The following is a 25033-nucleotide window of genomic DNA, read 5'->3' as shown; positions in this document are numbered from 1 at the left end:
CCAATTACTTGTGGTGAAAGCCTGTAGCAATACGGGGCCATAGCTCAGCTGGGAGAGCGCCTGCCTTGCACGCAGGAGGTCAGCGGTTCGATCCCGCTTGGCTCCACCATCTCCACTTGCTTACCACGTCAAAGCTTAGAAATGAATATTCGCGTCGAATATTGATTTCTGAACTTTTTCAGAATCGTTCTTTAAAAATTTGGGTATGTGATAGAAATAGACTGAATAGCACTTTCACTGGTGTTTATTCAGGCTAAGGTAAAATTTGTGAGTGTCTCTTAAGTCTTTAAGAGTATTGCGAATTTTCGGCGAATGTCGTCTTCACAGTATAACCAGATTGCTTGGGGTTATATGGTCAAGTGAAGAAGCGCATACGGTGGATGCCTTGGCAGTCAGAGGCGATGAAAGACGTGGTAGCCTGCGATAAGCTTCGGGGAGTCGGCAAACAGACTTTGATCCGGAGATCTCTGAATGGGGGAACCCACCTAGGATAACCTAGGTATCTTGTACTGAATACATAGGTGCAAGAGGCGAACCAGGGGAACTGAAACATCTAAGTACCCTGAGGAAAAGAAATCAACCGAGATTCCCTTAGTAGTGGCGAGCGAACGGGGACTAGCCCTTAAGTTGATTTGAGATTAGCGGAACGCTCTGGAAAGTGCGGCCATAGTGGGTGATAGCCCTGTACGCGAAAATCTCTTATCAATGAAATCGAGTAGGACGGAGCACGAGAAACTTTGTCTGAATATGGGGGGACCATCCTCCAAGGCTAAATACTACTGACTGACCGATAGTGAACTAGTACCGTGAGGGAAAGGCGAAAAGAACCCCGGAGAGGGGAGTGAAATAGATCCTGAAACCGTATGCGTACAAGCAGTGGGAGCCTACTTGTTAGGTGACTGCGTACCTTTTGTATAATGGGTCAGCGACTTATATTCAGTGGCGAGCTTAACCGAATAGGGGAGGCGTAGCGAAAGCGAGTCTTAATAGGGCGTTTAGTCGCTGGGTATAGACCCGAAACCGGGCGATCTATCCATGGGCAGGTTGAAGGTTAGGTAACACTGACTGGAGGACCGAACCGACTACCGTTGAAAAGTTAGCGGATGACCTGTGGATCGGAGTGAAAGGCTAATCAAGCTCGGAGATAGCTGGTTCTCCTCGAAAGCTATTTAGGTAGCGCCTCATGTATCACTGTAGGGGGTAGAGCACTGTTTCGGCTAGGGGGTCATCCCGACTTACCAAACCGATGCAAACTCCGAATACCTACAAGTGCCGAGCATGGGAGACACACGGCGGGTGCTAACGTCCGTCGTGAAAAGGGAAACAACCCAGACCGTCAGCTAAGGTCCCAAAGTCATGGTTAAGTGGGAAACGATGTGGGAAGGCTTAGACAGCTAGGAGGTTGGCTTAGAAGCAGCCACCCTTTAAAGAAAGCGTAATAGCTCACTAGTCGAGTCGGCCTGCGCGGAAGATGTAACGGGGCTCAAACCATGCACCGAAGCTACGGGTGTCACTTAGGTGACGCGGTAGAGGAGCGTTCTGTAAGCCTGTGAAGGTGAGTTGAGAAGCTTGCTGGAGGTATCAGAAGTGCGAATGCTGACATGAGTAACGACAATGGGAGTGAAAAACTCCCACGCCGAAAGACCAAGGTTTCCTGCGCAACGTTAATCGACGCAGGGTTAGTCGGTCCCTAAGGCGAGGCTGAAAAGCGTAGTCGATGGAAAACAGGTTAATATTCCTGTACTTCTGGTTATTGCGATGGAGGGACGGAGAAGGCTAGGCCAGCTTGGCGTTGGTTGTCCAAGTTTAAGGTGGTAGGCTGAGATCTTAGGTAAATCCGGGATCTTAAGGCCGAGAGCTGATGACGAGTGCTCTTTAGAGCGCGAAGTGGTTGATGCCATGCTTCCAAGAAAAGCTTCTAAGCTTCAGATAACCAGGAACCGTACCCCAAACCGACACAGGTGGTTGGGTAGAGAATACCAAGGCGCTTGAGAGAACTCGGGTGAAGGAACTAGGCAAAATGGCACCGTAACTTCGGGAGAAGGTGCGCCGGTGAGGGTGAAGGACTTGCTCCGTAAGCCCATGCCGGTCGAAGATACCAGGCCGCTGCGACTGTTTATTAAAAACACAGCACTCTGCAAACACGAAAGTGGACGTATAGGGTGTGACGCCTGCCCGGTGCCGGAAGGTTAATTGATGGGGTTAGCTAACGCGAAGCTCTTGATCGAAGCCCCGGTAAACGGCGGCCGTAACTATAACGGTCCTAAGGTAGCGAAATTCCTTGTCGGGTAAGTTCCGACCTGCACGAATGGCGTAACGATGGCGGCGCTGTCTCCACCCGAGACTCAGTGAAATTGAAATCGCTGTGAAGATGCAGTGTATCCGCGGCTAGACGGAAAGACCCCGTGAACCTTTACTATAGCTTTGCACTGGACTTTGAATTTGCTTGTGTAGGATAGGTGGGAGGCTTTGAAGCGTGGACGCCAGTTCGCGTGGAGCCATCCTTGAAATACCACCCTGGCAACTTTGAGGTTCTAACTCAGGTCCGTCATCCGGATCGAGGACAGTGTATGGTGGGTAGTTTGACTGGGGCGGTCTCCTCCTAAAGAGTAACGGAGGAGTACGAAGGTGCGCTCAGACCGGTCGGAAATCGGTCGTAGAGTATAAAGGCAAAAGCGCGCTTGACTGCGAGACAGACACGTCGAGCAGGTACGAAAGTAGGTCTTAGTGATCCGGTGGTTCTGTATGGAAGGGCCATCGCTCAACGGATAAAAGGTACTCCGGGGATAACAGGCTGATACCGCCCAAGAGTTCATATCGACGGCGGTGTTTGGCACCTCGATGTCGGCTCATCACATCCTGGGGCTGAAGCCGGTCCCAAGGGTATGGCTGTTCGCCATTTAAAGTGGTACGCGAGCTGGGTTTAGAACGTCGTGAGACAGTTCGGTCCCTATCTGCCGTGGACGTTTGAGATTTGAGAGGGGCTGCTCCTAGTACGAGAGGACCGGAGTGGACGAACCTCTGGTGTTCCGGTTGTCACGCCAGTGGCATTGCCGGGTAGCTATGTTCGGAAGAGATAACCGCTGAAAGCATCTAAGCGGGAAACTTGCCTCAAGATGAGATCTCACTGGAGCCTTGAGCTCCCTGAAGGGCCGTCGAAGACTACGACGTTGATAGGTTGGGTGTGTAAGTGCTGTGAGGCATTGAGCTAACCAATACTAATTGCCCGTGAGGCTTGACCATATAACACCCAAGCAATTTGCGTCGAAAGGCCAGATTGCGGTGTTGTGAAGACGAAACGAACCGAAAGTTTGCGACTCACAACTATCACATACCCGATTTGCTGGAGCGTCGAAAGACGGTCTGGTACACAGAATTTCTTGACGACCATAGAGCATTGGAACCACCTGATCCCATCCCGAACTCAGCAGTGAAACGATGCATCGCCGATGGTAGTGTGGGGTTTCCCCATGTGAGAGTAGGTCATCGTCAAGATTAAATTCCGAAACCCCTATCTGCACATGCAGGTAGGGGTTTTGTCTTTTCGCCTCCAAAGCTTGTCGGTAACGCCGGTTTTGACGGTGGCCCTTTCCCGGTCGATCTTTGGTTGTGTTCCCACAATTTGAGTTGGAACACTAGAATAGAGGTCGACGTTTTTACTCAGAATTCATTCATGCCTGATCCTGCCCATTCCGATCCACTCGCAGACCTGCCGCTGGACCAACTGGTAGCTTGTCATGAGTGCGACCTGCTGATGCACAAGCCCGTGCTCAAGCACAATGAGAAGGCGCAGTGTCCTCGCTGCGGCTATGAGCTCTATGCGCATCGACATAATGTAGTTGAGCGCAGTATGGCCTTGGTGCTTGCTGCGCTTCTCCTCTATGTGCCCGCGAATTTCCTTCCGATCATGCAGCTCCACCTGTTGGGGCAAACTTCTGACGACACAGTCTGGAGTGGTGTCCTCGGGTTGTATGACAGTGGCATGCGTGAAATCGCTATCGTGGTGTTTCTGTGCAGCATGGCAATCCCTTTGCTCAAGCTGTTATGTCAGCTCGCTGTACTGCTCAGCATCAGGTTGGATGTTGGGCGCAGCTATGGGCTGCTGCTGTACCGTATGTACCACCATATGCGCGACTGGGGCATGCTTGAGGTTTACTTCATGGGCGTACTGGTCGCCATCGTCAAGCTGGTCGATCTTGCCGAGTTGAGTCTGGGGCTTGGTCTTGTCTGTTTTGTGAGTTTATTGCTGGTTCAGGTATGGCTGGAGGTGGTGATGTCACCTCACCAGATTTGGGTGGCTTTATCCGGGGAGGACCTTCATGCGGGCAATTGATGCAGGCATCCTGATTTGTATCGAATGCCACGAGCTGAATCGGCAGGAGCCTGATACCGATGAACAGGTCTGCACGCGTTGCGGTGCACTGGTGCATGCGCGACGCCCGAACAGTCTGATACGAACCTGGGCGCTGCTCATCACCGCTGCCATTCTTTACATCCCTGCCAACATCTTGCCGATCATGACAGTCAGTACATTGGGGCAGGGCAGTCCCGATACCATCATGTCTGGCGTCATCACGCTAATGAAGCACGGAATGTTTCCGATTGCCGGAGTGGTATTTGTCGCCAGTATCCTGGTGCCGACCTTCAAGCTGGTAGGGATTGCGCTGTTGTTGTACTCGGTGCAGCGTCATCAGCCGCTTTCTGCTCGTCAGCGAATAGTGATGTACCGTTTCATCGAATTCATCGGACGCTGGTCGATGCTGGATATCTTCGTCATTGCCATTCTGGTGGCGGTGGTTAATTTCGGCCGCATCGCCAGTGTTGAAGCCAATCTGGGTGCTGTCGCTTTCGCTAGCGTGGTGATTCTGACAATGCTCGCTGCAGTAACTTTCGATCCCCGACTGATCTGGGACAACACGGAGTCGGATGACGACAATGAGTGATTTGCCTACGGCTAAAACCCGCCCTGCCTCGAACTGGTCTGCTATCTGGATACTGCCTCTGATCGCTTTGGTCATTGGTGGTTGGCTTGGTTGGCAGGCTTACCGTGAGTCGGGAGTCGACATCGAGGTTCGCTTCCAGAGTGGCGAGGGCATCGTCGTCAACAAGACTGAAGTGGTTTACAAGGGCATGCCAGTCGGCAAGGTGAAGAACCTGGTGCTTGATGCCAAGGGCAGTAACACCGGTGTGATTGCCACAATTGAGATGAACAAGGCTGCTGAGTCTCAGCTGCGCACCAATACGCGTTTCTGGCTGGTGAAGCCGAGTGTAAGCCTGGCGGGTATTACCGGGCTGGAAACCTTGGTCTCGGGTAATTACATCGCTGTGAGCCCTGGTGACGGTGAGCAAACCCGGCGCTTCAAAGCGCTGGCCGAGGCGCCACCGCTCTCTGACAACGAGCCAGGTTTGCACCTGACGCTCAAGGCCGATCGACTGGGTTCGCTCAATCGGGACAGCCCGGTGTTCTACAAGCAGATTCAGGTGGGGCGAGTGAAGAGCTACCGTCTTGCCGAAGACCAGGGCATCGTTGAGCTCAAGGTATTTATTGCGCCGGCCTATGCAAACCTTGTTCGCAAGCACACGCGTTTCTGGAATGCCAGCGGCATCAGTATTGATGCCAATCTTTCCGGCGTGAAGGTTCGCAGTGAGTCGTTGGCCAGTATCGTGGCGGGTGGTATCGCCTTTGCCACGCCAGAGCACCGCAAAGACAGCCCGCCCACAGATACCAACCTGCCATTCCGTTTGTACGAGGACTTTGATGCTGCGCAGGCAGGCATCAAGGTCAAGGTCACCCTGAGTGACTTTGAAGGTTTGCAGGCCGGCAGAACGCCGGTGATGTACAAGGGTATTCAGGTCGGTTCGCTCAAAACGCTCAAGGTAGACCCTGATCTTTCCAGTGCTACGGCCGAGCTGACCCTGGACCCGTTGGCGGAAGACTACCTGGTTGCGGGAACCCAGTTCTGGGTGGTCAAGCCGTCGATCTCGCTGGCCGGTATCACCGGGCTGGAGGCTCTGGTCAAGGGGAACTACATTGCAATTCGCCCGGGCGATAAAGGCGCTTTGCCACAGCGGGAGTTTGAGGCGCGCGCCAAGGCACCACCGTTGGATCTGAAAGCGCCTGGTTTGCACCTGGTGCTGTTTAGCGACAGCCTGGGTTCGCTGGAGGTCGGTAGCCCAATCCTCTACCGTCAGGTCAAGGTCGGTACCGTGCAGAGCTATCAGTTCTCAAAAACGCATAAGCGTCTGCTGATTGGTGTCCATATCGAAAAAGAGTACGCCAATCTGGTTAATGGCTCGACACGCTTCTGGAATGCCAGCGGCATTACCCTGAGTGGAGGTCTCTCTGGTATCCAGATCAAGAGTGAGTCCTTGCAGAGTCTGATGGCTGGCGGTATCGCTTTTGATACCCCGACACCGGATGTACCGCTAAAACGTCGGGTTCCACGGTTCAAACTGCACCTTGATCAAGAGGCGGCGAACCGTAGTGGCGTCACCGTGATGATCAAGGTGGAGCGCGCCGACGGGCTCAAGGCGGGTACGCCTATTCGCTTCAAGGGCCTGGACATTGGCAAGGTTGAAGATGTCAGGCTGAGTGATGATCTGGAGTCGGTCATGCTCAAGGCGCGTATTACCGAAGTGCCTGATCGTATTGCGCGGGTCGGAACGCAGTTCTGGGTGGTGAAGCCGGCACTGGGTATCGTCAAGACTGCCAATCTGGAGACGTTGGTTACTGGTCAGTATCTTGAAGTTTTGCCCGCGGTGAAGAATCAGGGGCCGCAACGCAACTTTGTCGCGCTGGCCGAGGCGCCTGACCGCACCGAGCGTGAAGCAGGGCTCGCGTTGGTATTGAGTGCTGCGCGCCGAGGTTCGATTAAGCCAGGCGTTCCTGTGACCTATCGTGAAATCACGGTAGGCAAGGTCACAGGGTACGAACTGGGTCAAACAGCCGATCGCGTGTTGATCCATATCCTGATCGAGCCGCGTTATGCCTCACTGGTGCGTGGTGGTAGCCGGTTCTGGAACAGCAGCGGCTTTGGCATGGACTTCGGGCTGTTCAAGGGCGCAACCGTGCGTACTGAGTCGCTGGAAACGCTGATTGAGGGTGGGATTGCGTTTGCGACCCCGGACGGGGAAAAGATGGGTAATCCGGCGCTGCCTAAGCAGACCTTCGCCTTGTTCGATAAGGCTGAGGATGAGTGGCTGCAGTGGGCGCCAAAGATCCAGATCGGTAAATAGGCCGTCTAAGTGCTGGAGCAGTGGGGGCTGGGTTCCGGCTCCCATGCCTTCAGTGTGAGGTAGGGCAGGGCAATGACAAAACGCAGGCAACAAAAAACCGACCCTAAGGTCGGTTTTTTTACAAGCAGGTCACTTAGGCAGCAGTTTTCAGCGCCTTGATGTGGCCATTCAGACGGCTCTTATGACGAGCTGCCTTGTTCTTGTGGATGATGCCCTTGTCGGCCATACGGTCGATTACAGGGACAGCCAGAACGTAAGCGGCTTGTGCTTTGTCAGCGTCTTTTGTGTCGATGGCCTTAACTACGTTTTTGATGTAGGTACGGACCATGGAACGCAGGCTGGCGTTGTGGCTGCGACGCTTCTCAGCCTGTTTTGCACGTTTTTTGGCGGAAGGTGAGTTGGCCACCGTCGAGCTCCTCGAAAGACTTTAAATAGCAAACAAAATAGGCCGCGAATCATGCCGATGAGTTAAGCAGTTGTCAAGGGTACATATGCCCTTCTGCTAAGCGGTCGATGTAACCACGGAGATGATTCCCTTCTGGCACATGACCTGTAAACTCGGTCGTTTTCACTCGGCATCGCGGATGCGGCGCGGATTATCGCATATCCGCGCGCTCAGATGCCCAACCCTTCGTCTACAGGCGTGAAAATCTCTCGATGAATTTGCTCAAATCCTTGGCCGCCGTCAGTTCCATCACCATGGTTTCACGGGTGCTGGGCTTCGTCCGCGACACCATACTGGCGCGCATCTTTGGTGCCGGCGTGGCCACCGATGCCTTCTTCATTGCCTTCAAACTGCCTAACCTGCTGCGGCGGATCTTCGCCGAAGGCGCGTTCTCTCAGGCTTTCGTACCTATTCTGGCCGAATACAAAAGCCAGCAGGGCGAAGAGGCGACACGTACGTTTGTCGCGTATATCGCAGGGCTTTTGACGTTGGTGCTGGCCGTGGTCACGGCGCTGGGGATCATCGCAGCGCCTTGGGTGATCTGGATAACGGCACCGGGTTTTGTCGACAGCCCTGAAAAGTTCGAGCTCACCACCGACCTGTTGCGTGTCACGTTCCCTTATATACTGCTGATCTCGCTGTCTTCTCTGGCGGGCGCGATCCTTAACACCTGGAACCGTTTCTCGGTGCCGGCCTTCGTGCCGACGCTGCTTAACGTGGCAATGATCTTTTTTGCGTTGTTCCTCACACCTTACTTCAATCCGCCGGTCATGGCCCTGGGCTGGGCGGTGCTGGCAGGCGGGCTGTTGCAGTTGCTTTATCAACTGCCTCACCTGAAAAAGATCGGCATGCTCGTTCTGCCGCGCCTGAATCTGCGGGACAGCGGCGTGTGGCGTGTGTTGAAACAGATGCTGCCGGCGATCCTCGGGGTATCGGTCAGCCAGATTTCGCTGATCATCAATACGATCTTTGCCTCTTTTCTGGTGGCGGGCTCCGTGTCCTGGATGTACTACGCCGACCGCCTGATGGAACTGCCCTCTGGGGTGCTGGGTGTCGCTTTGGGCACGATCCTCTTGCCGACCCTGGCCAAGACCTACGCCAACAAGGACCGTCACGAATATTCGCGGATTCTCGACTGGGGCCTGCGGCTTTGCTTCCTGCTGGTGCTGCCGTGTACCTTCGCCCTGGCGATTCTGGCTGAGCCCTTGACCGTGTCGTTGTTCCAGTACGGCAAATTCAGTGCCTTCGATGCTGCAATGACCCAGCGCGCGTTGATCGCCTACTCGGTTGGCCTGCTCGGGATCATTCTGGTCAAAGTGCTGGCGCCTGGTTTTTATGCCCAACAGAACATTCGTACGCCGGTGAAAATCGCAATTTTCACCTTGGTGACGACCCAGTTGCTCAACCTGGCGTTTATTTCGCATCTGCAGCACGCCGGTCTGGCGTTGGCGATCAGTGTCGGCGCCTGTCTCAATGCCGGCCTGCTCTATTGGAAACTGCGCCAGCAAGACCTCTTCCAGCCACAGCCTGGCTGGGCTGTGTTCCTGCTCAAATTGCTGGTAGCGGTCCTGCTGATGGCCGGTGTGCTGGTCGTGGGGATGAAGCTGATGCCTGCCTGGGAACAAGGGCAGATGCTTGCCCGCTTCCTGCGCCTCGGGGTGTTGATTGGCGCTGGCATTGCCACCTATTTTGGTTGTTTGTTCCTGTTTGGTTTCCGCCCGCGGGACTTTGCGCGCAAGGCATTGCATTAATGGGCGACGTCGGTCAGACGTCGGTTTTTGGCGTTGACGATAAACGCAGCACGCTGCTGCCTGTCGTCAGCGCGCGGGTGTGGTTATAATCGGCCACTTTATGATCAAGAAGTGCGTTATGCAGCTGGTTCGAGGCCTTCACAACCTGCGCCCCCAGCACCGGGGCTGTGTCGCCACTATTGGCAACTTTGACGGTGTCCACCGTGGCCACCAGGCAATCCTGGCACGTCTGCGCGAGCGGGCGGCGGCGCTGGGTGTTCCTAGCTGTGTGGTGATATTCGAGCCACAGCCGCGCGAATACTTTGCGCCGGACACAGCGCCAGCTCGTCTTGCGCGGCTGCGTGACAAGGTTGCCCTGTTGGCGGCTGAAGGTATCGACCGGGTGCTTTGCCTGGCCTTCAACCAGCGCTTGAGCAAGCTCAGCGCCGCCGAGTTCGTCGAGACCATTCTGGTCGATGGCCTGGGGGTGCAGCATCTGGAGGTCGGTGACGATTTTCGCTTTGGCTGTGACCGGGCAGGCGATTTCTCGTTCCTGGAGCAAGCCGGGGCCACTTACGGATTTACCGTCGAAGCAGCCCAAACGGTTGAGCTCGACGGTTTCCGGGTTAGCAGTACCGAGGTACGCAATGCCTTGGCCGACGCCGACTTTGCCTTGGCCGAGCGGTTGCTGGGACGGCCTTACCGTATTACCGGGCGGGTGCTGCACGGCCAGAAGCTGGCGCGTCAGTTGGGCACCCCTACCGCGAATGTCCAGCTCAAGCGGCGTCGTGTGCCGTTGACGGGCGTTTATCTGGCCAGCGCCGAAATTGATGGCCAGCGTTGGCCGGGCGTCGCCAATATTGGCGTACGGCCCACTGTTTCAGGTGATGGCAGTGCCCACCTGGAAATACACCTTCTGGATTTTGCCGGCGACCTGTATGGCCGGCGTTTGACGGTGGTATTCCACCACAAGCTGCGCGACGAGCAGCGTTTCGCCTCCCTGGAGGCGCTTAAGTCGGCGATCGATGCGGATATCGCCGCCGCACGTGCCCATTGGCACGCTCAACCGCTAACGAAGAGCCTGAAATGACCGACTATAAAGCCACGCTTAACCTTCCGGACACCGCCTTCCCAATGAAGGCCGGCCTGCCACAGCGCGAACCGCAGATCCTGCAGCGCTGGGACAGCATTGGCCTGTACCAGAAGCTGCGTGAGATTGGCAAGGATCGTCCGAAGTTCGTACTGCACGACGGTCCACCCTATGCCAACGGCAAGATTCATATCGGTCATGCGCTGAACAAGATTCTCAAGGACATGATCGTCCGCTCCAAGACCCTGGCCGGCTATGACGCGCCGTATGTACCGGGTTGGGACTGCCACGGCCTGCCGATTGAGCACAAGGTCGAAGTGACCCATGGCAAGCACCTGACCGCAGACAAAACCCGCGAGCTGTGCCGCGCCTATGCTGCCGAGCAGATCGAAGGCCAGAAGACCGAGTTCATCCGCCTGGGTGTCCTGGGTGACTGGGACAATCCCTACAAGACCATGAACTTCGCCAACGAAGCCGGTGAAATCCGCGCGCTGGCGGAAATGGTCAAACACGGCTTCGTGTTCAAGGGCTTGAAGCCCGTGAACTGGTGTTTCGACTGTGGTTCGGCACTGGCCGAGGCGGAAGTCGAGTACGCCGACAAGAAATCGCAAACCATCGACGTGGCATTCCCGATCGTCGATGAGGCCAAGCTGGCTGCGGCCTTCGGTCTCGGTGCACTGGCCAAGCCTGCCTCGATCGTGATCTGGACCACCACGCCGTGGACCATTCCGGCCAACCAGGCGCTGAACGTTCACCCTGAGTTCAACTACGCGCTGGTTGATGTCGGTGACAAGCTGCTGGTACTGGCCGAGGAACTGGTTGAGTCCTGCCTGAGCCGCTACAAGCTGGAAGGCAGCGTCATCGCTACCGCGCCAGGCGCTGCGCTGGACCTGATCAACTTCCGTCACCCGTTCTACGACCGTTTGTCGCCGGTTTACCTGGCCGAGTACGTTGAGCTGGGCGCCGGTACGGGTGTGGTTCACTCCGCGCCTGCCTACGGCGAGGACGACTTCGTCACCTGCAAGCGCTACGGCATGTCCAACGACGACATCCTCACGCCGGTGCAGAGCAACGGTGTGTATGTCGAGTCGCTGCCGTTCTTTGGCGGCCAGTTCATCTGGAAGGCCAACCCGGCGATCGTTGAAAAGCTGTCTGAAGTCGGTGCGCTGATGCATACCGAAACCATCAGCCACAGCTACATGCACTGCTGGCGTCACAAGACCCCGCTGATCTACCGCGCCACCGCGCAGTGGTTCGTGGGCATGGACAAGCAGCCAGATCAGGGCGACACCCTGCGTCAGCGCGCGATCAAGGCCATTGAAGACACCAAGTTCGTGCCGGCCTGGGGCCAGGCGCGCCTGCATTCGATGATCGCCAACCGCCCGGACTGGTGCATCTCGCGTCAGCGTAACTGGGGCGTCCCGATTCCGTTCTTCCTGCATAAACAGACCGGTGAGCTGCACCCGCGCACCGTTGAGCTGATGGAAGAAGTGGCCAAGCGCGTCGAGCAGGAAGGTATTGAAGCCTGGTTCAAGATGGATGCCGCCGAGCTGATTGGTGAAGAGGCCGCCCAGTACGACAAGATCGCCGATACGCTCGACGTCTGGTTCGACTCAGGCACCACTCACTGGCACGTACTGCGTGGCTCGCATAATGTCGGTCACGAAAGCGGCCCGCGTGCAGACCTGTACCTGGAAGGTTCCGACCAGCACCGTGGCTGGTTCCACTCCTCGTTGCTGACCGGTTGCGCCATCGACAACCACGCACCGTACCGCGAGCTGCTGACGCACGGTTTCACCGTCGACGAAAACGGTCGCAAGATGTCCAAGTCGCTGGGTAACACCATCGAGCCGCAGAAGGTCAATGACACCCTGGGTGCCGACATCATGCGTCTGTGGGTATCGGCCACGGACTACTCCGGCGAAATGGCGGTTTCCGATCAGATCCTGCAGCGCAGTGCTGACGCCTACCGTCGTATCCGTAACACCGCGCGCTTCCTGCTGTCGAACCTGTCCGGTTTCGACCCGGCGACCGATCTGCTGCCTGCTGAAGACATGCTGGCGCTGGACCGTTGGGCCGTGGACCGCACCCTGATACTGCAACGCGAGCTTGAAGAGCACTACGGCGAGTACCGTTTCTGGAACGTCTACTCCAAGGTTCACAACTTCTGCGTGCAGGAGCTGGGTGGTTTCTATCTGGACATCATCAAGGACCGTCAGTACACCACGGGTGCCAACAGTGTCGCACGGCGCTCCTGCCAGACCGCGCTGTACCACATCAGTGAGGCGCTGGTGCGCTGGATCGCGCCGATCCTGGCCTTCACCGCTGACGAGCTGTGGCAGTACCTGCCGGGCGAGCGTAACGAGTCGGTAATGCTCAACACCTGGTACCAGGGCCTGAGCGAGCTGCCAGAAGGCTTCGAGCTGGGCCGTGCCTATTGGGACCGGATCATGGCGGTCAAAGCGGCGGTCAACAAGGAGCTGGAGAACCAGCGTGCAGCCAAGGCCATTGGTGGCAACCTGCAAGCTGAAGTGACCCTGTTTGCCGATGAAGCCTTGTCCGCTGATCTGGGCAAGCTCAGCAACGAGCTGCGTTTTGTACTGATCACCTCTGCTGCCAGCGTTGCACCGTTCGTGCAGGCACCGGCCGATGCCGTGGTTACCGAAGTGGCAGGCCTGAAACTCAAGGTGGTCAAGTCGGGTTACACCAAGTGTGGCCGTTGCTGGCACTTCCGTGAGGACGTGGGTGTGAACCCTGAGCATCCGGAAATCTGCGGCCGTTGTGTCGACAACATCAGCGGCACTGGTGAGGTGCGTCACTATGCCTAACCCTGCCGTGGGGCGCTTCGGGCGCCTCAGCTGGCTCTGGTTGAGCGTGCTGGTCCTGGTCCTTGACCAGGCCAGCAAGTTCTACTTTGAGGGCTCACTGAGCCTGTACCAGCAAATTGTGGTCATTCCGGACTACTTCAGCTGGACCCTGGCCTACAACACCGGCGCCGCATTCAGCTTCCTGGCAGACAGCTCGGGCTGGCAGCGCTGGCTGTTTGCCCTGATTGCCCTGGTCGTCAGTGCGGTACTGGTCGTCTGGCTCAAGCGTCTTGGGCGCAACGACACCTGGCTGGCCGTTGCCCTGGCGCTGGTGCTGGGTGGCGCGCTGGGCAACCTGTACGACCGTATCGTTCTGGGCCATGTGATCGATTTCATTCTGGTGCACTGGCAGAACCGTTGGTATTTCCCGGCCTTCAACCTGGCCGACAGCGCGATTACCGTTGGCGCGGTAATGTTGGCGCTGGACATGTTCAAAAGTAAAAAGTCCGGAGAACCCGTCCATGACTGACATCCGTATCGGCCAGAACACCGAAGTTACCCTGCACTTCGCGCTGCATCTGGAAAACGGCGACACTGTCGACAGCACATTCGACAAGGCGCCAGCGGTCTTCAAGGTCGGCGACGGCAACCTGTTGCCAGGTTTTGAGGCCGCCTTGTTCGGTTTCAAAGCCGGTGACAAGCGCACCGTGACCGTTGCGCCGGAAAGCGCGTTTGGCCAACCCAACCCGCAGAACGTTCAGGTCATGCCGCGCTCCTCGTTCAACGACATGGAATTGTCCGAAGGCCTGCTGGTGATCTTCAACGACGCGGCCAATGCCGAGTTGCCTGGCGTTGTAAAAGCCTTTGACGATGCTCAGGTCACCATCGACTTCAACCATCCGCTGGCCGGCAAGACCTTGAGCTTCGAGGTGGAAATCCTCGGGGTCAAGGCGCTTTGAGCCAGGAGCACTCCATGCAAATCAAACTCGCCAACCCTCGTGGTTTCTGTGCCGGCGTGGATCGGGCGATTGAAATCGTCAACCGTGCCCTGGAAGTCTTCGGTCCGCCGATCTATGTGCGCCATGAAGTGGTGCACAACAAGTTTGTCGTTGAAGACCTGCGCGCACGCGGCGCGATTTTCGTCGAAGAGCTGGAGCAAGTGCCCGATGACGTCATCGTCATCTTCAGTGCCCACGGTGTTTCCCAGGCGGTACGCCAGGAAGCAGCGGGGCGCGGCCTGAAGGTTTTCGATGCCACCTGTCCATTGGTGACCAAGGTGCATATCGAAGTGGCGCGTTATAGCCGCGACGGCAGGGAGTGCATCTTGATTGGCCACGCCGGGCATCCGGAAGTCGAAGGCACCATGGGCCAGTATGACTCGGCCAATGGCGGTGCCATCTACCTGGTCGAGGATGAGGAAGATGTCGCGAACCTCCAGGTTATTAACCCGGAGCGCCTGGCATTCGTCACTCAGACCACCTTGTCGATGGATGACACCAGCCGCGTTATCGATGCACTGCGTACGCGTTTCCCAAGCATCGGTGGCCCGCGCAAGGATGACATCTGCTACGCCACCCAGAACCGCCAGGATGCCGTCAAGCAGCTTGCCGACGAGTGTGACGTCGTTTTGGTAGTCGGTAGCCCTAACAGCTCCAACTCCAATCGTCTGCGTGAGTTGGCTGAGCGCATGTCGACCCCGGCCTACCTGATCGATGGCGCCGAAGACCTGCAACGTAGCTGGTTCGACGGTGTTGAGCGAGTCGGTATCACGGCGGGTGCTTCTGCTCCTGAAGTGCTGGTGCGTGGTGTGATTCAGCAACTGCAGGCGTGGGGGGCGACGGGGGCTGAAGAGCTGGATGGGCGTGAAGAGAACATCACCTTCTCGATGCCCAAAGAGCTACGGGTGCGTTCGCTGACCTGACCCGGCAGCCGCACACAGCGGCTGCTCATGCAAAGCCTGCCTCAGGCTGACCCGACCCGAGCGGGACAGTACGACCTGATAATGGCTTCTGGCAGTGGCATCTTCACAGACGTGCAAGGTGCCCGCCAGAAAGGCTCCACTGCCCTGTAGCGGTGTGCCCAGGCCACTGAAACGCACCTGGTGTGCCAGTGGTTGGTTGCCAACAATCAAGACCCGGCCGCTGGCGCGATACTCGTGCAACAGCGTCCGGGTTTCTTGTTCCAGCACGGTGCGCCAGCCGTTGCGCCAATCCCCCTCAATAGCCTGTAGCACCACGATCTGGTTGCGCTGCAGCGCTTCGCTGCGGGCATGGTTCAGTGCCTGAGTCAGTTGCTGCGCGCTCGCCTGGCGCTGTAGGCGGGTGCTCATATCGCTGTAGGCCGGTATCCCCAAATGCAGCAGCAGGGTTATCAGCATCAGCGCGTACAGCAGTTGAATCAGTGTTACTCCCTGTTGCTGCATGCGGCATTCCTCCCTGGACGTGCTTCGCTTCAGGGTCAGATTCGGCGGGAAGTTTGTCCAGTCGGCCGAGTTGTCTGGAGCAGGTGGAAAAATCGCAGGAGGCGATATATGGCCAGGAGGTCGCAGGGCGGTATGACCCTGATTGAGGTAATGGTGGCGTTGGTGGTCGTGGGGCTGGGTTTGTTCGGTGCAGCCATGCTGCAGTTGCGGGCATTGCAGGCCACCGACAGCGCGCGGATGAGCACTCAGGGCGCTTTTGTTGCGCAAGGGGTGCTTGAGCAGGTTCGCGCTCGCGGTGAGGTGAGTGACCTCGCACGCGCAGCGTTGCGCCATGAGGTTGAAGCGTTTGCCGGCGCATCGGCTCATGGGCAAGTGGCGCAGGCTGGCGCTGAGACGCTCGTGACGCTGACCTGGGATGATCGCCGCGCTGGCGGTGCTCCCCGTGTGCTGCAAATCGCCGGGTGGGTTTTGCCATGAACGACCAGAAGGGTTTCAGCCTGGTCGAGTCGCTGATCGCATTGAGCCTGGGTTTGCTGCTGATGCTGGCCTGCAGCCGCTTGTTCTTGGGCGCGATTCAGGTTTGGCAGTCGCAGGCGCTGACGGCGCATCTGCAGGACGATGCCCGTTTTGCACTGCTGCGTATGGCGCGGGATATCCGAATGGCCGGCATGATGGGGTGTTTACGGCATGAGGCAATCACCTTTGCCGACGCCACGGTGGCCGATAGCTTTCGGCAACCACTGAGTGTTGACCGCGCCAATGACGGCAGCCTGCGCGCCCTGAGCCTGATTGTTGGCGAGTCTGGTGAGGCGGGTGGCCCACCCGACTGGACGCTGGTCACCGATTGCCTGACGAGCGCACACGTCTACCCAGGGGCTCGCAGCGCCGGGGCAGGGCAGATAGCACTGCCCATACGGCGACAGACCTACCGCCTGCAGGGGCGGCAACTCCTGCTGAGCAGTGGCGGTAGCAGTGCGGTGCTGATCAACAATGTGAGCGCGTTACGGTTGATGTTTGATCCCGCGGCGCCCCGCGAGCTGCACTTGAGCCTGACCTTGAGTGATCCGCATGGGCTGGGCGCCGCGCAGACTTACCAACTGACCGCAGCTCCGCGCAACAGGTTGTTTTAGCGATGTGCAGGCAACGAGGAATGGTGCTGTTGCTAAGCCTGCTACTAACGATGTTGCTGGGGTTGCTGGGGCTTTCATCGCTGCACAGCGCACTGTTGCAGGAGCGCATGTCGGGGAATCTGCTGATGTCTCTCCAGCTGCTTGAGCGGGCTGAGGCTACCTTGCGTCACGGCGAGGCGCAGGTGCGGGCCGGGCTTGAGCTGGTGCCGTGTCGTTACTGCCAGCCACCACCGGAAGTGGGGCGGGTGCAGGTGCCGGGTATCTATCACGGCGTGGGCAGGCGCTCCGGGATGGTTTGGTCTGCTTCGGACTCAGGGCTGTTCATGATTCAACGGCTCGGGGTCAGTACCCGTGCAGCCCACATGCCTGACGAAAAGCCGGTCACGCTCTATCGCATCACGGCCGTCGCCCGCCAAGGTTCCGCCCGCACGGTACTGGAAAGCACCTTGGCCTTGCCGCTGGCGGCGGATGGGGCATCGGCGCAACGCATTCTCTGGCGACAAATTCTTTAGAGAGGGTATCCGATGAATAGCTCATGCAAGGGGCTGACCCTGATCGAACTGTTGATTGTCATCGCCGTCGTCGGCATTCTGGCGAGCATTGCCTACCCCAGCTACAGCGAAAAGGTCAAAAAGGCCGCACGCACGGAAATCGCCGGGTTGTTGTTCGAGAGCGCATTGAGCCTTGAGCGGCACCGCTCACGTGCGGGTCAGTATGCCGATACCGACGCGGTGGTAACCCCTCTGCCCACTGGCACCGACTACTACAGCCTGCATGCCAGCCGTACTGCCGAAGACTTCGTGCTTTCTGCCAGGCGTCGGCCAGGTACGTTGATGGCGAGTGATCGCTGTGCGGACTTCGCGCTTGGCCATGACGGCATTCGCCGTAACCCAGGCGCGGCACCGGATCACAGCCTTGAGCACTGCTGGGGCAACTGAGGATTTTGCAGGTTCATGGCGCCGAGGCGGCGTCACGGTTCATTTCGGGTATTGGATCAACAGATGACTAAGCACGTAGTGATTGTCGGTGGCGGGGTGATTGGCCTGCTGACTGCGTTCAACCTGGCTGCAGAGGTCGAACAGGTGGTGCTCTGTGACAAGGGCGAGGTGGGCAAGGAGTCCTCCTGGGCGGGAGGCGGCATCGTATCGCCGCTCTATCCCTGGCGTTACAGCCCGGCCGTGACGGCCCTCGCGCACTGGTCGCAGGACTTTTATCCACAGTTGGGCGAGCGTCTGTTCGCCAGCACCGGGGTTGACCCTGAAGTGCACACCACGGGCCTTTACTGGCTAGACCTGGACGATGAAAGCGAAGCGTTGGCTTGGGCCGCGCGTGAAGGGCGCCCCTTGAGTGCCGTGGATATCGCCCAGGCGTATGCGGCAGTGCCGGTATTGGGCAGCGGTTTCAGCCGGGCTATCTACATGTCGGGCGTTGCCAATGTGCGTAACCCACGGCTGGTCAAGTCACTCAAGGCGGCGTTGCAGGCGATGCCTAATGTGGTCTTGAAGGAGCATTGCGAGATTACCGGGTTCTCCCGTGACGGCGAGACAGTCACAGGGGTGGAAACCTCGACCGGGCCCATTGCGGCTGATTGCGTGGTGCTCACCGCCGGGGCCTGGAGTGGCGAGTTGTTGGCTTCCCTGGGGTTGAACCTGCCGGTAGAGCCGGTCAAGGGCCAGATGATCCTCTACAAGTGTGCCGCCGACTTCCTGCCAAGCATGGTGCTGGCCAAAGGGCGTTATGCGATTCCGCGTCGTGATGGGCATGTGCTGGTGGGCAGTACCCTGGAACATGCCGGTTTCGATAAAACCCCGACCGAAGATGCGCTGGAAAGCCTCAAGGCGTCGGCGGTGGAGCTGCTACCTGCGTTGGCGGATGCAACGCCAGTGGCCCACTGGGCAGGTTTGCGCCCGGGCTCCCCTGAGGGTGTTCCCTACATTGGTGAGGTGCCCGGCTGGCAAGGGCTGTGGCTGAACTGCGGGCACTACCGCAATGGCCTCGTACTGGCGCCAGCGTCCTGCCAATTGTTTGCCGACCTGTTGTTGGGGCGAGCCCCAATCATTGATCCGAGCCCGTATGCTCCGGCGGGTCGCATATAAAACAACAGCTGTTCGAGTAGCCCGCGACGCTGGAAAAGCCAGCGTCAGCGGTGCTTAGCGATCCGCTACCGGCCCTTTTTCCAGGTGCGCGGAGCTGCAGTACCACTCGTTGCCCCGGCGCAAGGCGCGATCGTTCGGCACGTGGACGCCACAGTGCGCACAGCGAACCATTTTCAGGGTGTTCTCAGGTGAGGCATCGCGAGGAGCGGCGTTGCCGGCCTTGAATTTGCGCCATAGCCAAAAAGCTGCAGCAATCAGGGCAATCCAGAAAAGTAAGCGAACCATGATGTCCAGCGTGTCAGTGATTAAGCCACCAGTTTAACGGCGGGCATAAAAAAAGGGAGGCCTTGGCCTCCCTTTATCTTTTCCGTGACGATCAGTCGAAAACACCGAAGGTCATGCGGCTGAACCACGAGCGATCGGTGCTGCTGTCTTCTGCCTCGTGGTTCTCTTCCTCGGCAGCCGCGCCTTCTTTGGGCAGCAATTCTTCCGGGATGGCTTCCTTGGCGTCTTCGTACTGGCGGATCACGTCCTGGTTGGCGCGGGTTTCACCCGGCGGCAGCGGCGTATCGGTTTCGATCAGGCCCAGGGTTGCCTTGGACAGCCAGGAGCGGTTATCGGCTTCTTCCTGCTGTGGCACGAACTGGCCATCAACCAGGCTTGGGTGATCGGGGTAGTTGAGCTTGAGGGTGTCCAGGCTGCTGGCTGCCAGTTCGTCCAGGTGCAAGCGCTGGTAGGCCTCAACCATGACGGCCAGGCCATCGCCGACCGATGGGGTTTCCTGGAAGTTTTCCACGACGTAACGGCCGCGGTTGGCCGCTGCGACGTAGGCCTGACGGGTCAGGTAGTAGTCGGCCACGTGGATTTCATAGGCCGCCAGCAGGTTGCGCAGGTAGATCATGCGCTGCTTGGCGTCTGGCGAATAACGGCTGTTCGGGAAGCGGTTGGTCAGCTGGGCGAACTCGTTGTACGAGTCGCGGGCAGCGCCCGGGTCACGCTTGGTCATGTCCAGCGGCAGGAACCGCGCCAGCAGGCCGCGGTCCTGGTCGAACGAGGTCAGGCCCTTGAGGTAGTAGGCGTAATCGACGTTCGGGTGCTGTGGATGCAAACGAATGAACCGCTCGGCAGCGGACTTGGCTGCCTCTGGCTCGGCGTTCTTGTAGTTCGCGTAGATCAGTTCGAGCTGCGCCTGGTCGGCGTAGCGGCCGAACGGGTAGCGCGACTCCAACGCCTTGAGCTTGGCGGTGGCGCTGGTGTAGCTATGGTTGTCCAGGTCGCTCTGCGCCTGCTGATAAAGCTCGGCTTCGCTGAGGTTTTCGTCTACGACTTCCTTCGAAGAACAAGCAGCAGTGAGTCCTAGGATGGCGATCAGCAGCAGGTGTTTCACTTGCATGGCGGCTTGCGTCCCTTTGACGGCTGCTGTCTTGGGCGAGGCCGTCCTGTTATGATGAACACCCCGTTGCAATACCCGGGGCAAAAAGAAGCCGTATTTAACCACAAGCCTGCAGCCGAAACCAAAGGCTGTACCGCCGCCGATCCGAGCATGTCTGAGATTATTTCACTTCGCGCAGAGGTGCCGTCCGAATTGGGCGGTCAACGCCTCGACCAAGTCGCCGCCCAATTGTTTGCCGAGCATTCGCGCTCGCGCCTGTCCGCCTGGATCAAAGAGGGCCGCCTGACTGTCGATGGCAATGTCCTGCGCCCGCGCGATATCGTTCATGGCGGTTCGTTGCTGGCGCTGGACGCCGAGCAGGAAGCCCAAGGTGAGTGGGTGGCCCAGGATATCGAGCTGGACATCGTCTATGAAGACGACCAGCTTATGGTCATCAACAAGCCTGCCGGGCTGGTTGTGCACCCGGCTGCAGGGCATGCCGATGGCACCCTGCTCAATGCCTTGCTGCACCACGTACCTGACATCGTCAACGTACCGCGTGCCGGTATCGTCCACCGTCTGGACAAGGACACCACCGGTTTGATGGTGGTGGCCAAGACCATTCAGGCGCAGACCCAACTGGTTAGCCAGCTGCAAAGCCGTACCGTCAGCCGTATCTACGAATGCATCGTGGTGGGCGTGGTGACTGCCGGTGGCAAGATCAACGCACCGATTGGCCGCCATGGCACCCAGCGTCAGCGTATGGGCGTGATGGAAGGTGGCAAGCCTGCTATCAGCCACTACCGCGTGCTCGAGCGTTTCCGCTCGCATACCCATGTGCGGGTCAAGCTGGAAACCGGCCGTACCCACCAGATTCGGGTTCACATGGCGCACGTTAACTTCCCGCTGGTCGGTGATCCGGTCTATGGCGGACGTTTCCGTATTCCGCCGGCGGCCAGCCCGACAATGGTCGAGGCGATCAAGAACTTCCCTCGTCAGGCCCTGCATGCACGCTTCCTGGAGCTGGACCACCCGGTGACCGGTGAGCGCATGAGCTGGGAGTCGCCGTTGCCGGATGATTTCGTCTGGCTGCTGTCGCTGCTCAAGCAAGACCGCGAGGCGTTCGTCGGATGAGTCGGCTGGCGTGCGACCTGCTGACCCCGGACTGGCCTGCGCCAGCCTCGGTCAAGGCGTGCGTCACCACACGTGCCGGGGGCGTCAGCCAGGCGCCTTACGACAGCCTCAATCTGGGCGATCATGTGGGTGATGAGCCCGCAGCGGTCGCCGAAAACCGTCGGCGCCTTACCGCTGAGTACGCTATCCAGCCGGCCTGGCTCAAGCAGGTACATGGCGTTGTAGTGGCGCACGCCGACCCGCATGTAATCGCTGAAGCCGATGCCAGCTGGACCGAAACCCCGGGCGTGGCCTGCACCGTGATGACGGCCGACTGTTTGCCGGCATTGTTCTGCGACCGTGCCGGTACCCGGGTCGCGGCCGCCCATGCGGGCTGGCGCGGTTTGGCCAACGGCGTGCTCGAAGCCACGCTGGACAGCCTGCAGGTTGATCCGCACGACGTGCTGGTCTGGCTGGGGCCGGCCATTGGCCCAGCTGCCTTCGAGGTCGGGGCCGAGGTGCGTGAGGCGTTCATGGCCACGCATCCAGAAACGGCTCAGGCCTTTGTGCCTGGCGACAAGCCTGGCAAATACATGGCCGACATCTATGCGCTGGCGCGGCTGCGCCTGGCCGCTCGAGGTGTCACCGCGGTATACGGTGGCGGTTTTTGTACCGTCAGCGACCCTCGCTTCTTCTCCTACCGGCGTAATCCCGGTACTGGCCGCTTCGCTTCATTGGTCTGGCTCACGCCACGCTGATCTGCATCAAGCCCGCTACGCTTGAATCTTCCAGAATGATCCCAAACTACAGTGGTATCTCTGGCAGGTTTTTCTTCATCAGGTGTGTCCATCGCTCCGACCTGCCCTAACTAGGAAGGTAACTTATGCGTATTGACCGTTTGACCAGCAAGCTACAGCTGGCGTTATCCGACTCCCAATCTCTGGCGGTGGGCATGGACCACCCGGCCATTGAGCCTGCGCACCTGCTTCAGGCGCTGATCGACCAGCAGGGTGGCTCTATCAAGCCGTTGCTGATGCAGGTCGGCTTTGACGTCAACAGCCTGCGCAAGGCCATTGCCAAAGAGCTCGACCAACTGCCGAAGATCCAGAACCCTACGGGTGACGTGAACATGTCCCAGGACTTGGCGCGTCTGCTCAACCAGGCCGACCGCCTGGCTCAGCAGAAGGGTGACCAGTTCATCTCCAGTGAGCTGGTGTTGCTCGCGGCCATGGACGAGAACAGCAAGCTGGGCAAGCTCCTGCTCGGCCAGGGCGTCACCAAGAAGGCTCTGGAAAACGCCATCAGCAACCTGCGTGGCGGCGAAGCCGTGAATGACCCGAATGCCGAAGAGTCCCGCCAGGCCTTGGACAAGTACACCATTGACCTGACCAAGCGTGCCGAAGAGGGCAAGCTTGACCCTGTGATCGGTCGGGATGACGAGATCCGTCGCACCATTCAGGTACTCCAGCGGCGTACCAAGAACAACCCGGTGCTCATTGGTGAGCCCGGTGTGGGTAAAACGGCCATTGCCGAAGGCCTGGCGCAGCGCATCATCAATGGCGAAGTGCCGGATGGCCTCAAGGGCAAGCGCCTGCTGTCGTTGGACATGGGCGCCTTGATTGCGGGTGCCAAGTTCCGCGGCGAGTTCGAAGAGCGCCTCAAGTCGCTGCTCAACGAGCTGTCCAAGCAGGAAGGCCAGATCATCCTGTTCATCGACGAACTGCACACCATGGTTGGCGCCGGCAAGGGCGAGGGCTCCATGGACGCCGGCAACATGCTCAAGCCTGCGCTGGCGCGTGGTGAACTGCACTGCGTAGGTGCAACCACCCTCAACGAGTACCGTCAGTACATTGAGAAGGACGCGGCCCTGGAGCGGCGGTTCCAGAAAGTACTGGTGGATGAGCCGAGCGAAGAAGACACCATTGCCATTCTGCGGGGCCTCAAAGAACGTTATGAGGTTCACCACAAGGTGGCGATCACTGACGGCGCCATCATCGCTGCGGCCAAGCTCAGCCACCGCTATATCACTGACCGGCAGTTGCCGGACAAGGCCATCGACCTGATCGATGAAGCCGCCAGCCGCATCCGTATGGAGATCGACTCCAAGCCCGAGGTGCTTGACCGCCTTGAGCGTCGCTTGATCCAGCTGAAGGTCGAGTCCCAGGCGTTGAGCAAGGAAAAGGACGAAGCCGCCCTCAAGCGCCTGGAGAAACTGCAAGAGGAAATCGAGCGCCTTGAGCGTGAGTATTCCGACCTGGAAGAAGTCTGGACCTCGGAAAAGGCAGAAGTACAAGGTTCAGCCCAGATCCAGCAGAAGATCGAGCAGTCCCGTCAGGAACTGGAAGCTGCGCGGCGTAAAGGTGACCTGAGCCGCATGGCTGAGTTGCAGTACGGCGTGATCCCGGATCTGGAGCGCAGCCTGCAGATGGTCGACCAGCACGGCAAGGCTGAGAACCAGTTGCTGCGCAACAAGGTCACCGAGGAGGAAATTGCCGAAGTCGTCTCGAAATGGACCGGCATCCCGGTTTCGAAAATGCTCGAAGGCGAGCGTGAGAAACTGCTGAAGATGGAAAGCCTGCTGCACGAACGCGTGATCGGCCAGGAAGAGGCCGTGGTGGCAGTGTCCAACGCCGTACGTCGCTCCCGTGCTGGCCTGTCCGACCCGAACCGGCCAAGTGGTTCGTTCCTGTTCCTGGGCCCAACCGGTGTCGGTAAGACCGAGCTGTGCAAGGCATTGGCCGAGTTCCTCTTCGATACTGAAGAGGCGATGGTGCGCATTGATATGTCCGAGTTCATGGAGAAGCACTCCGTCGCTCGTCTGATTGGTGCGCCACCGGGCTATGTCGGTTACGAAGAGGGTGGTTACCTCACCGAAGCGGTACGTCGCAAGCCTTACTCGGTCGTGTTGCTCGACGAGGTCGAGAAGGCGCATCCGGATGTGTTCAACGTATTGCTGCAGGTGCTGGAAGATGGTCGCCTGACTGACAGCCATGGGCGTACCGTGGACTTTCGCAATACCGTGATCGTGATGACCTCCAACCTGGGCTCGGCACAGATCCAGGAGCTGGTGGGTGATCGTGAAGCCCAACGTGCGGCGGTGATGGATGCGGTCGGTTCACACTTCCGGCCAGAGTTCGTCAACCGTATCGACGAAGTGGTGGTGTTTGAGCCATTGGGGCGCGAGCAGATCGCCGGCATCACGCAGATCCAGCTTGGACGCCTGCGCAGCCGCCTGGCCGAACGCGAACTGAGCCTGGAGCTCAGCCCGGAAGCGCTGGACAAGCTGATTGCCGTTGGTTACGACCCGGTGTATGGCGCACGGCCACTGAAACGCGCCATTCAGCGCTGGATCGAAAACCCGCTGGCGCAGCTGATTCTGTCGGGGCACTTCCTGCCTGGCAGCGCGATTACCGCGAAAGTGGAGGGCGAGGAAATTACCTTCGCCTGAGTTTTCTGAGGGTTACGCTAAGGCCTCGATTTTCGAGGCCTTTTTTTTCTTTGCAATTTTTCTCCAGTGCTTGTAAAGTGCGCCCCGCTGTAAGTCACCCCGCAGATTCTTGGTTGGTTTGAAGAATCTGAGAAAACTGAAAAA

At 58.4% G+C, this 25033-nt stretch carries 21 protein-coding genes, 2 tRNA genes and 2 rRNA genes (1 of these 25 only partly in view); 21 read left to right on the top strand and 4 right to left on the bottom strand.

Going from position 1 to position 25033, the window contains the following annotated elements:
* From AB7M23_RS02690 to AB7M23_RS02660, 7 genes are all read left to right on the top strand, one after another.
* Nucleotides 1-3: transfer RNA gene (locus tag AB7M23_RS02690), tRNA-Ile, on the top strand; it begins 74 nt to the left of the window's first position.
* Nucleotides 4-33: 30 nt separating this feature from the next.
* A tRNA-Ala gene (locus AB7M23_RS02685) sits at nt 34-109 on the top strand.
* Between the two features lie 244 nt (nt 110-353).
* Nucleotides 354-3243: ribosomal RNA gene (locus tag AB7M23_RS02680) — 23S ribosomal RNA — on the top strand.
* A 136-nt stretch (nt 3244-3379) separates the two neighbouring features.
* Nucleotides 3380-3495, top strand: a 5S ribosomal RNA gene (gene rrf / locus AB7M23_RS02675).
* Between the two features lie 178 nt (nt 3496-3673).
* Nucleotides 3674-4333, top strand: coding sequence for a paraquat-inducible protein A (locus tag AB7M23_RS02670; protein ID WP_454240168.1), 660 nt, complete (start codon nt 3674-3676; stop codon nt 4331-4333).
* The gene (locus AB7M23_RS02665) at nt 4320-4943 is read left to right on the top strand and encodes a paraquat-inducible protein A (protein ID WP_454240167.1); all 624 of its coding nucleotides are present in this window, start codon (nt 4320-4322) and stop codon (nt 4941-4943) included. The genes AB7M23_RS02670 and AB7M23_RS02665 overlap by 14 nt, the downstream gene beginning before the upstream one ends.
* Complete coding sequence (locus tag AB7M23_RS02660) at nt 4936-7236, top strand: MlaD family protein (protein WP_454240166.1); 2301 nt, start codon at nt 4936-4938, stop codon at nt 7234-7236. The genes AB7M23_RS02665 and AB7M23_RS02660 overlap by 8 nt, the downstream gene beginning before the upstream one ends.
* A 133-nt stretch (nt 7237-7369) precedes the next feature.
* On the opposite strand, the gene rpsT is transcribed toward AB7M23_RS02660, so the two are convergent.
* Complete coding sequence (rpsT, locus tag AB7M23_RS02655; RefSeq protein WP_065761566.1) at nt 7370-7642, bottom strand: 30S ribosomal protein S20; 273 nt, start codon at nt 7640-7642, stop codon at nt 7370-7372.
* 251 nt (nt 7643-7893) lie between these two features.
* On the opposite strand from rpsT, the gene murJ reads away from it, so the two are divergent.
* The 6 genes from murJ to ispH all read left to right on the top strand — a co-directional run bounded on the left by murJ (nt 7894) and on the right by ispH (nt 15229).
* Nucleotides 7894-9432 (top strand): murein biosynthesis integral membrane protein MurJ, encoded by a 1539-nt coding sequence (murJ, locus tag AB7M23_RS02650; RefSeq protein WP_454240165.1) that lies wholly within the window; start codon nt 7894-7896, stop codon nt 9430-9432.
* Between the two features lie 118 nt (nt 9433-9550).
* Entirely contained in the window at nt 9551-10501 is a 951-nt protein-coding gene (gene ribF / locus AB7M23_RS02645; RefSeq protein ID WP_099775789.1) for a bifunctional riboflavin kinase/FAD synthetase, read from the top strand.
* Nucleotides 10498-13329 (top strand): isoleucine--tRNA ligase, encoded by a 2832-nt coding sequence (gene ileS / locus AB7M23_RS02640; protein ID WP_099775788.1) that lies wholly within the window; start codon nt 10498-10500, stop codon nt 13327-13329. Before ribF ends, ileS begins: the two co-directional genes overlap by 4 nt.
* Nucleotides 13322-13837 (top strand): signal peptidase II, encoded by a 516-nt coding sequence (lspA, locus tag AB7M23_RS02635; RefSeq protein ID WP_409279450.1) that lies wholly within the window; start codon nt 13322-13324, stop codon nt 13835-13837. The genes ileS and lspA overlap by 8 nt, the downstream gene beginning before the upstream one ends.
* The gene (gene fkpB / locus AB7M23_RS02630) at nt 13830-14267 is read left to right on the top strand and encodes an FKBP-type peptidyl-prolyl cis-trans isomerase (RefSeq protein WP_065761571.1); all 438 of its coding nucleotides are present in this window, start codon (nt 13830-13832) and stop codon (nt 14265-14267) included. The genes lspA and fkpB overlap by 8 nt, the downstream gene beginning before the upstream one ends.
* A 14-nt stretch (nt 14268-14281) precedes the next feature.
* On the top strand, nt 14282-15229 hold the full coding sequence (ispH, locus tag AB7M23_RS02625; protein WP_454240164.1) for a 4-hydroxy-3-methylbut-2-enyl diphosphate reductase: 948 nt from the start codon (nt 14282-14284) through the stop codon (nt 15227-15229).
* Here ispH and AB7M23_RS02620 read toward each other — a convergent pair.
* The gene (locus tag AB7M23_RS02620) at nt 15206-15730 is read right to left on the bottom strand and encodes a GspH/FimT family pseudopilin (RefSeq protein WP_454240163.1); all 525 of its coding nucleotides are present in this window, start codon (nt 15728-15730) and stop codon (nt 15206-15208) included. The two genes, ispH and AB7M23_RS02620, sit on opposite strands and share 24 nt — an antisense overlap.
* Here AB7M23_RS02620 and pilV point away from each other — a divergent pair.
* The 5 genes from pilV (at nt 15662) to thiO (ending at nt 18956) form a co-directional block, all read left to right on the top strand.
* Entirely contained in the window at nt 15662-16207 is a 546-nt protein-coding gene (pilV, locus tag AB7M23_RS02615; RefSeq protein WP_102053816.1) for a type IV pilus modification protein PilV, read from the top strand. The two genes, AB7M23_RS02620 and pilV, sit on opposite strands and share 69 nt — an antisense overlap.
* On the top strand, nt 16204-16860 hold the full coding sequence (locus tag AB7M23_RS02610) for a PilW family protein (protein ID WP_454240162.1): 657 nt from the start codon (nt 16204-16206) through the stop codon (nt 16858-16860). Before pilV ends, AB7M23_RS02610 begins: the two co-directional genes overlap by 4 nt.
* A 20-nt stretch (nt 16861-16880) precedes the next feature.
* Complete coding sequence (locus AB7M23_RS02605) at nt 16881-17372, top strand: pilus assembly PilX family protein (protein ID WP_454240161.1); 492 nt, start codon at nt 16881-16883, stop codon at nt 17370-17372.
* Between the two features lie 12 nt (nt 17373-17384).
* The gene (locus AB7M23_RS02600) at nt 17385-17798 is read left to right on the top strand and encodes a type IV pilin protein (RefSeq protein WP_454240160.1); all 414 of its coding nucleotides are present in this window, start codon (nt 17385-17387) and stop codon (nt 17796-17798) included.
* A gap of 63 nt (nt 17799-17861) precedes the next feature.
* Nucleotides 17862-18956 carry a glycine oxidase ThiO gene (gene thiO, locus AB7M23_RS02595; protein ID WP_102053809.1) on the top strand — a complete coding sequence of 365 codons (1095 nt, stop codon included), beginning with the start codon at nt 17862-17864 and terminating at the stop codon, nt 18954-18956.
* A gap of 54 nt (nt 18957-19010) precedes the next feature.
* Here thiO and AB7M23_RS02590 read toward each other — a convergent pair whose 3' ends face one another.
* Nucleotides 19011-19241: a PP0621 family protein gene (locus AB7M23_RS02590; RefSeq protein WP_065758832.1), complete on the bottom strand. Its 231-nt coding sequence runs from the start codon at nt 19239-19241 to the stop codon at nt 19011-19013.
* A gap of 91 nt (nt 19242-19332) precedes the next feature.
* Nucleotides 19333-20349, bottom strand: a complete 1017-nt coding sequence (locus AB7M23_RS02585; RefSeq protein WP_065758831.1) for an outer membrane protein assembly factor BamD — start codon at nt 20347-20349, stop codon at nt 19333-19335.
* A 150-nt stretch (nt 20350-20499) separates the two neighbouring features.
* Here AB7M23_RS02585 and rluD point away from each other — a divergent pair, with 150 nt between their 5' ends.
* The 3 genes from rluD (at nt 20500) to clpB (ending at nt 24889) form a co-directional block, all read left to right on the top strand.
* Nucleotides 20500-21462 (top strand): 23S rRNA pseudouridine(1911/1915/1917) synthase RluD, encoded by a 963-nt coding sequence (rluD, locus tag AB7M23_RS02580; protein ID WP_099776783.1) that lies wholly within the window; start codon nt 20500-20502, stop codon nt 21460-21462.
* On the top strand, nt 21459-22199 hold the full coding sequence (gene pgeF, locus AB7M23_RS02575) for a peptidoglycan editing factor PgeF (RefSeq protein ID WP_102053808.1): 741 nt from the start codon (nt 21459-21461) through the stop codon (nt 22197-22199). Before rluD ends, pgeF begins: the two co-directional genes overlap by 4 nt.
* Before the next feature lie 125 nt (nt 22200-22324).
* On the top strand, nt 22325-24889 hold the full coding sequence (gene clpB / locus AB7M23_RS02570) for an ATP-dependent chaperone ClpB (RefSeq protein WP_065758829.1): 2565 nt from the start codon (nt 22325-22327) through the stop codon (nt 24887-24889).
* Nucleotides 24890-25033 lie beyond the last annotated feature (144 nt).

The organism is Pseudomonas sp. HLS-6 TE3448, from assembly GCF_053629555.1.
The sequence above is the reverse complement of the archived record's forward strand: the minus strand, read 5'-3'. Positions and strand labels throughout refer to the sequence as shown.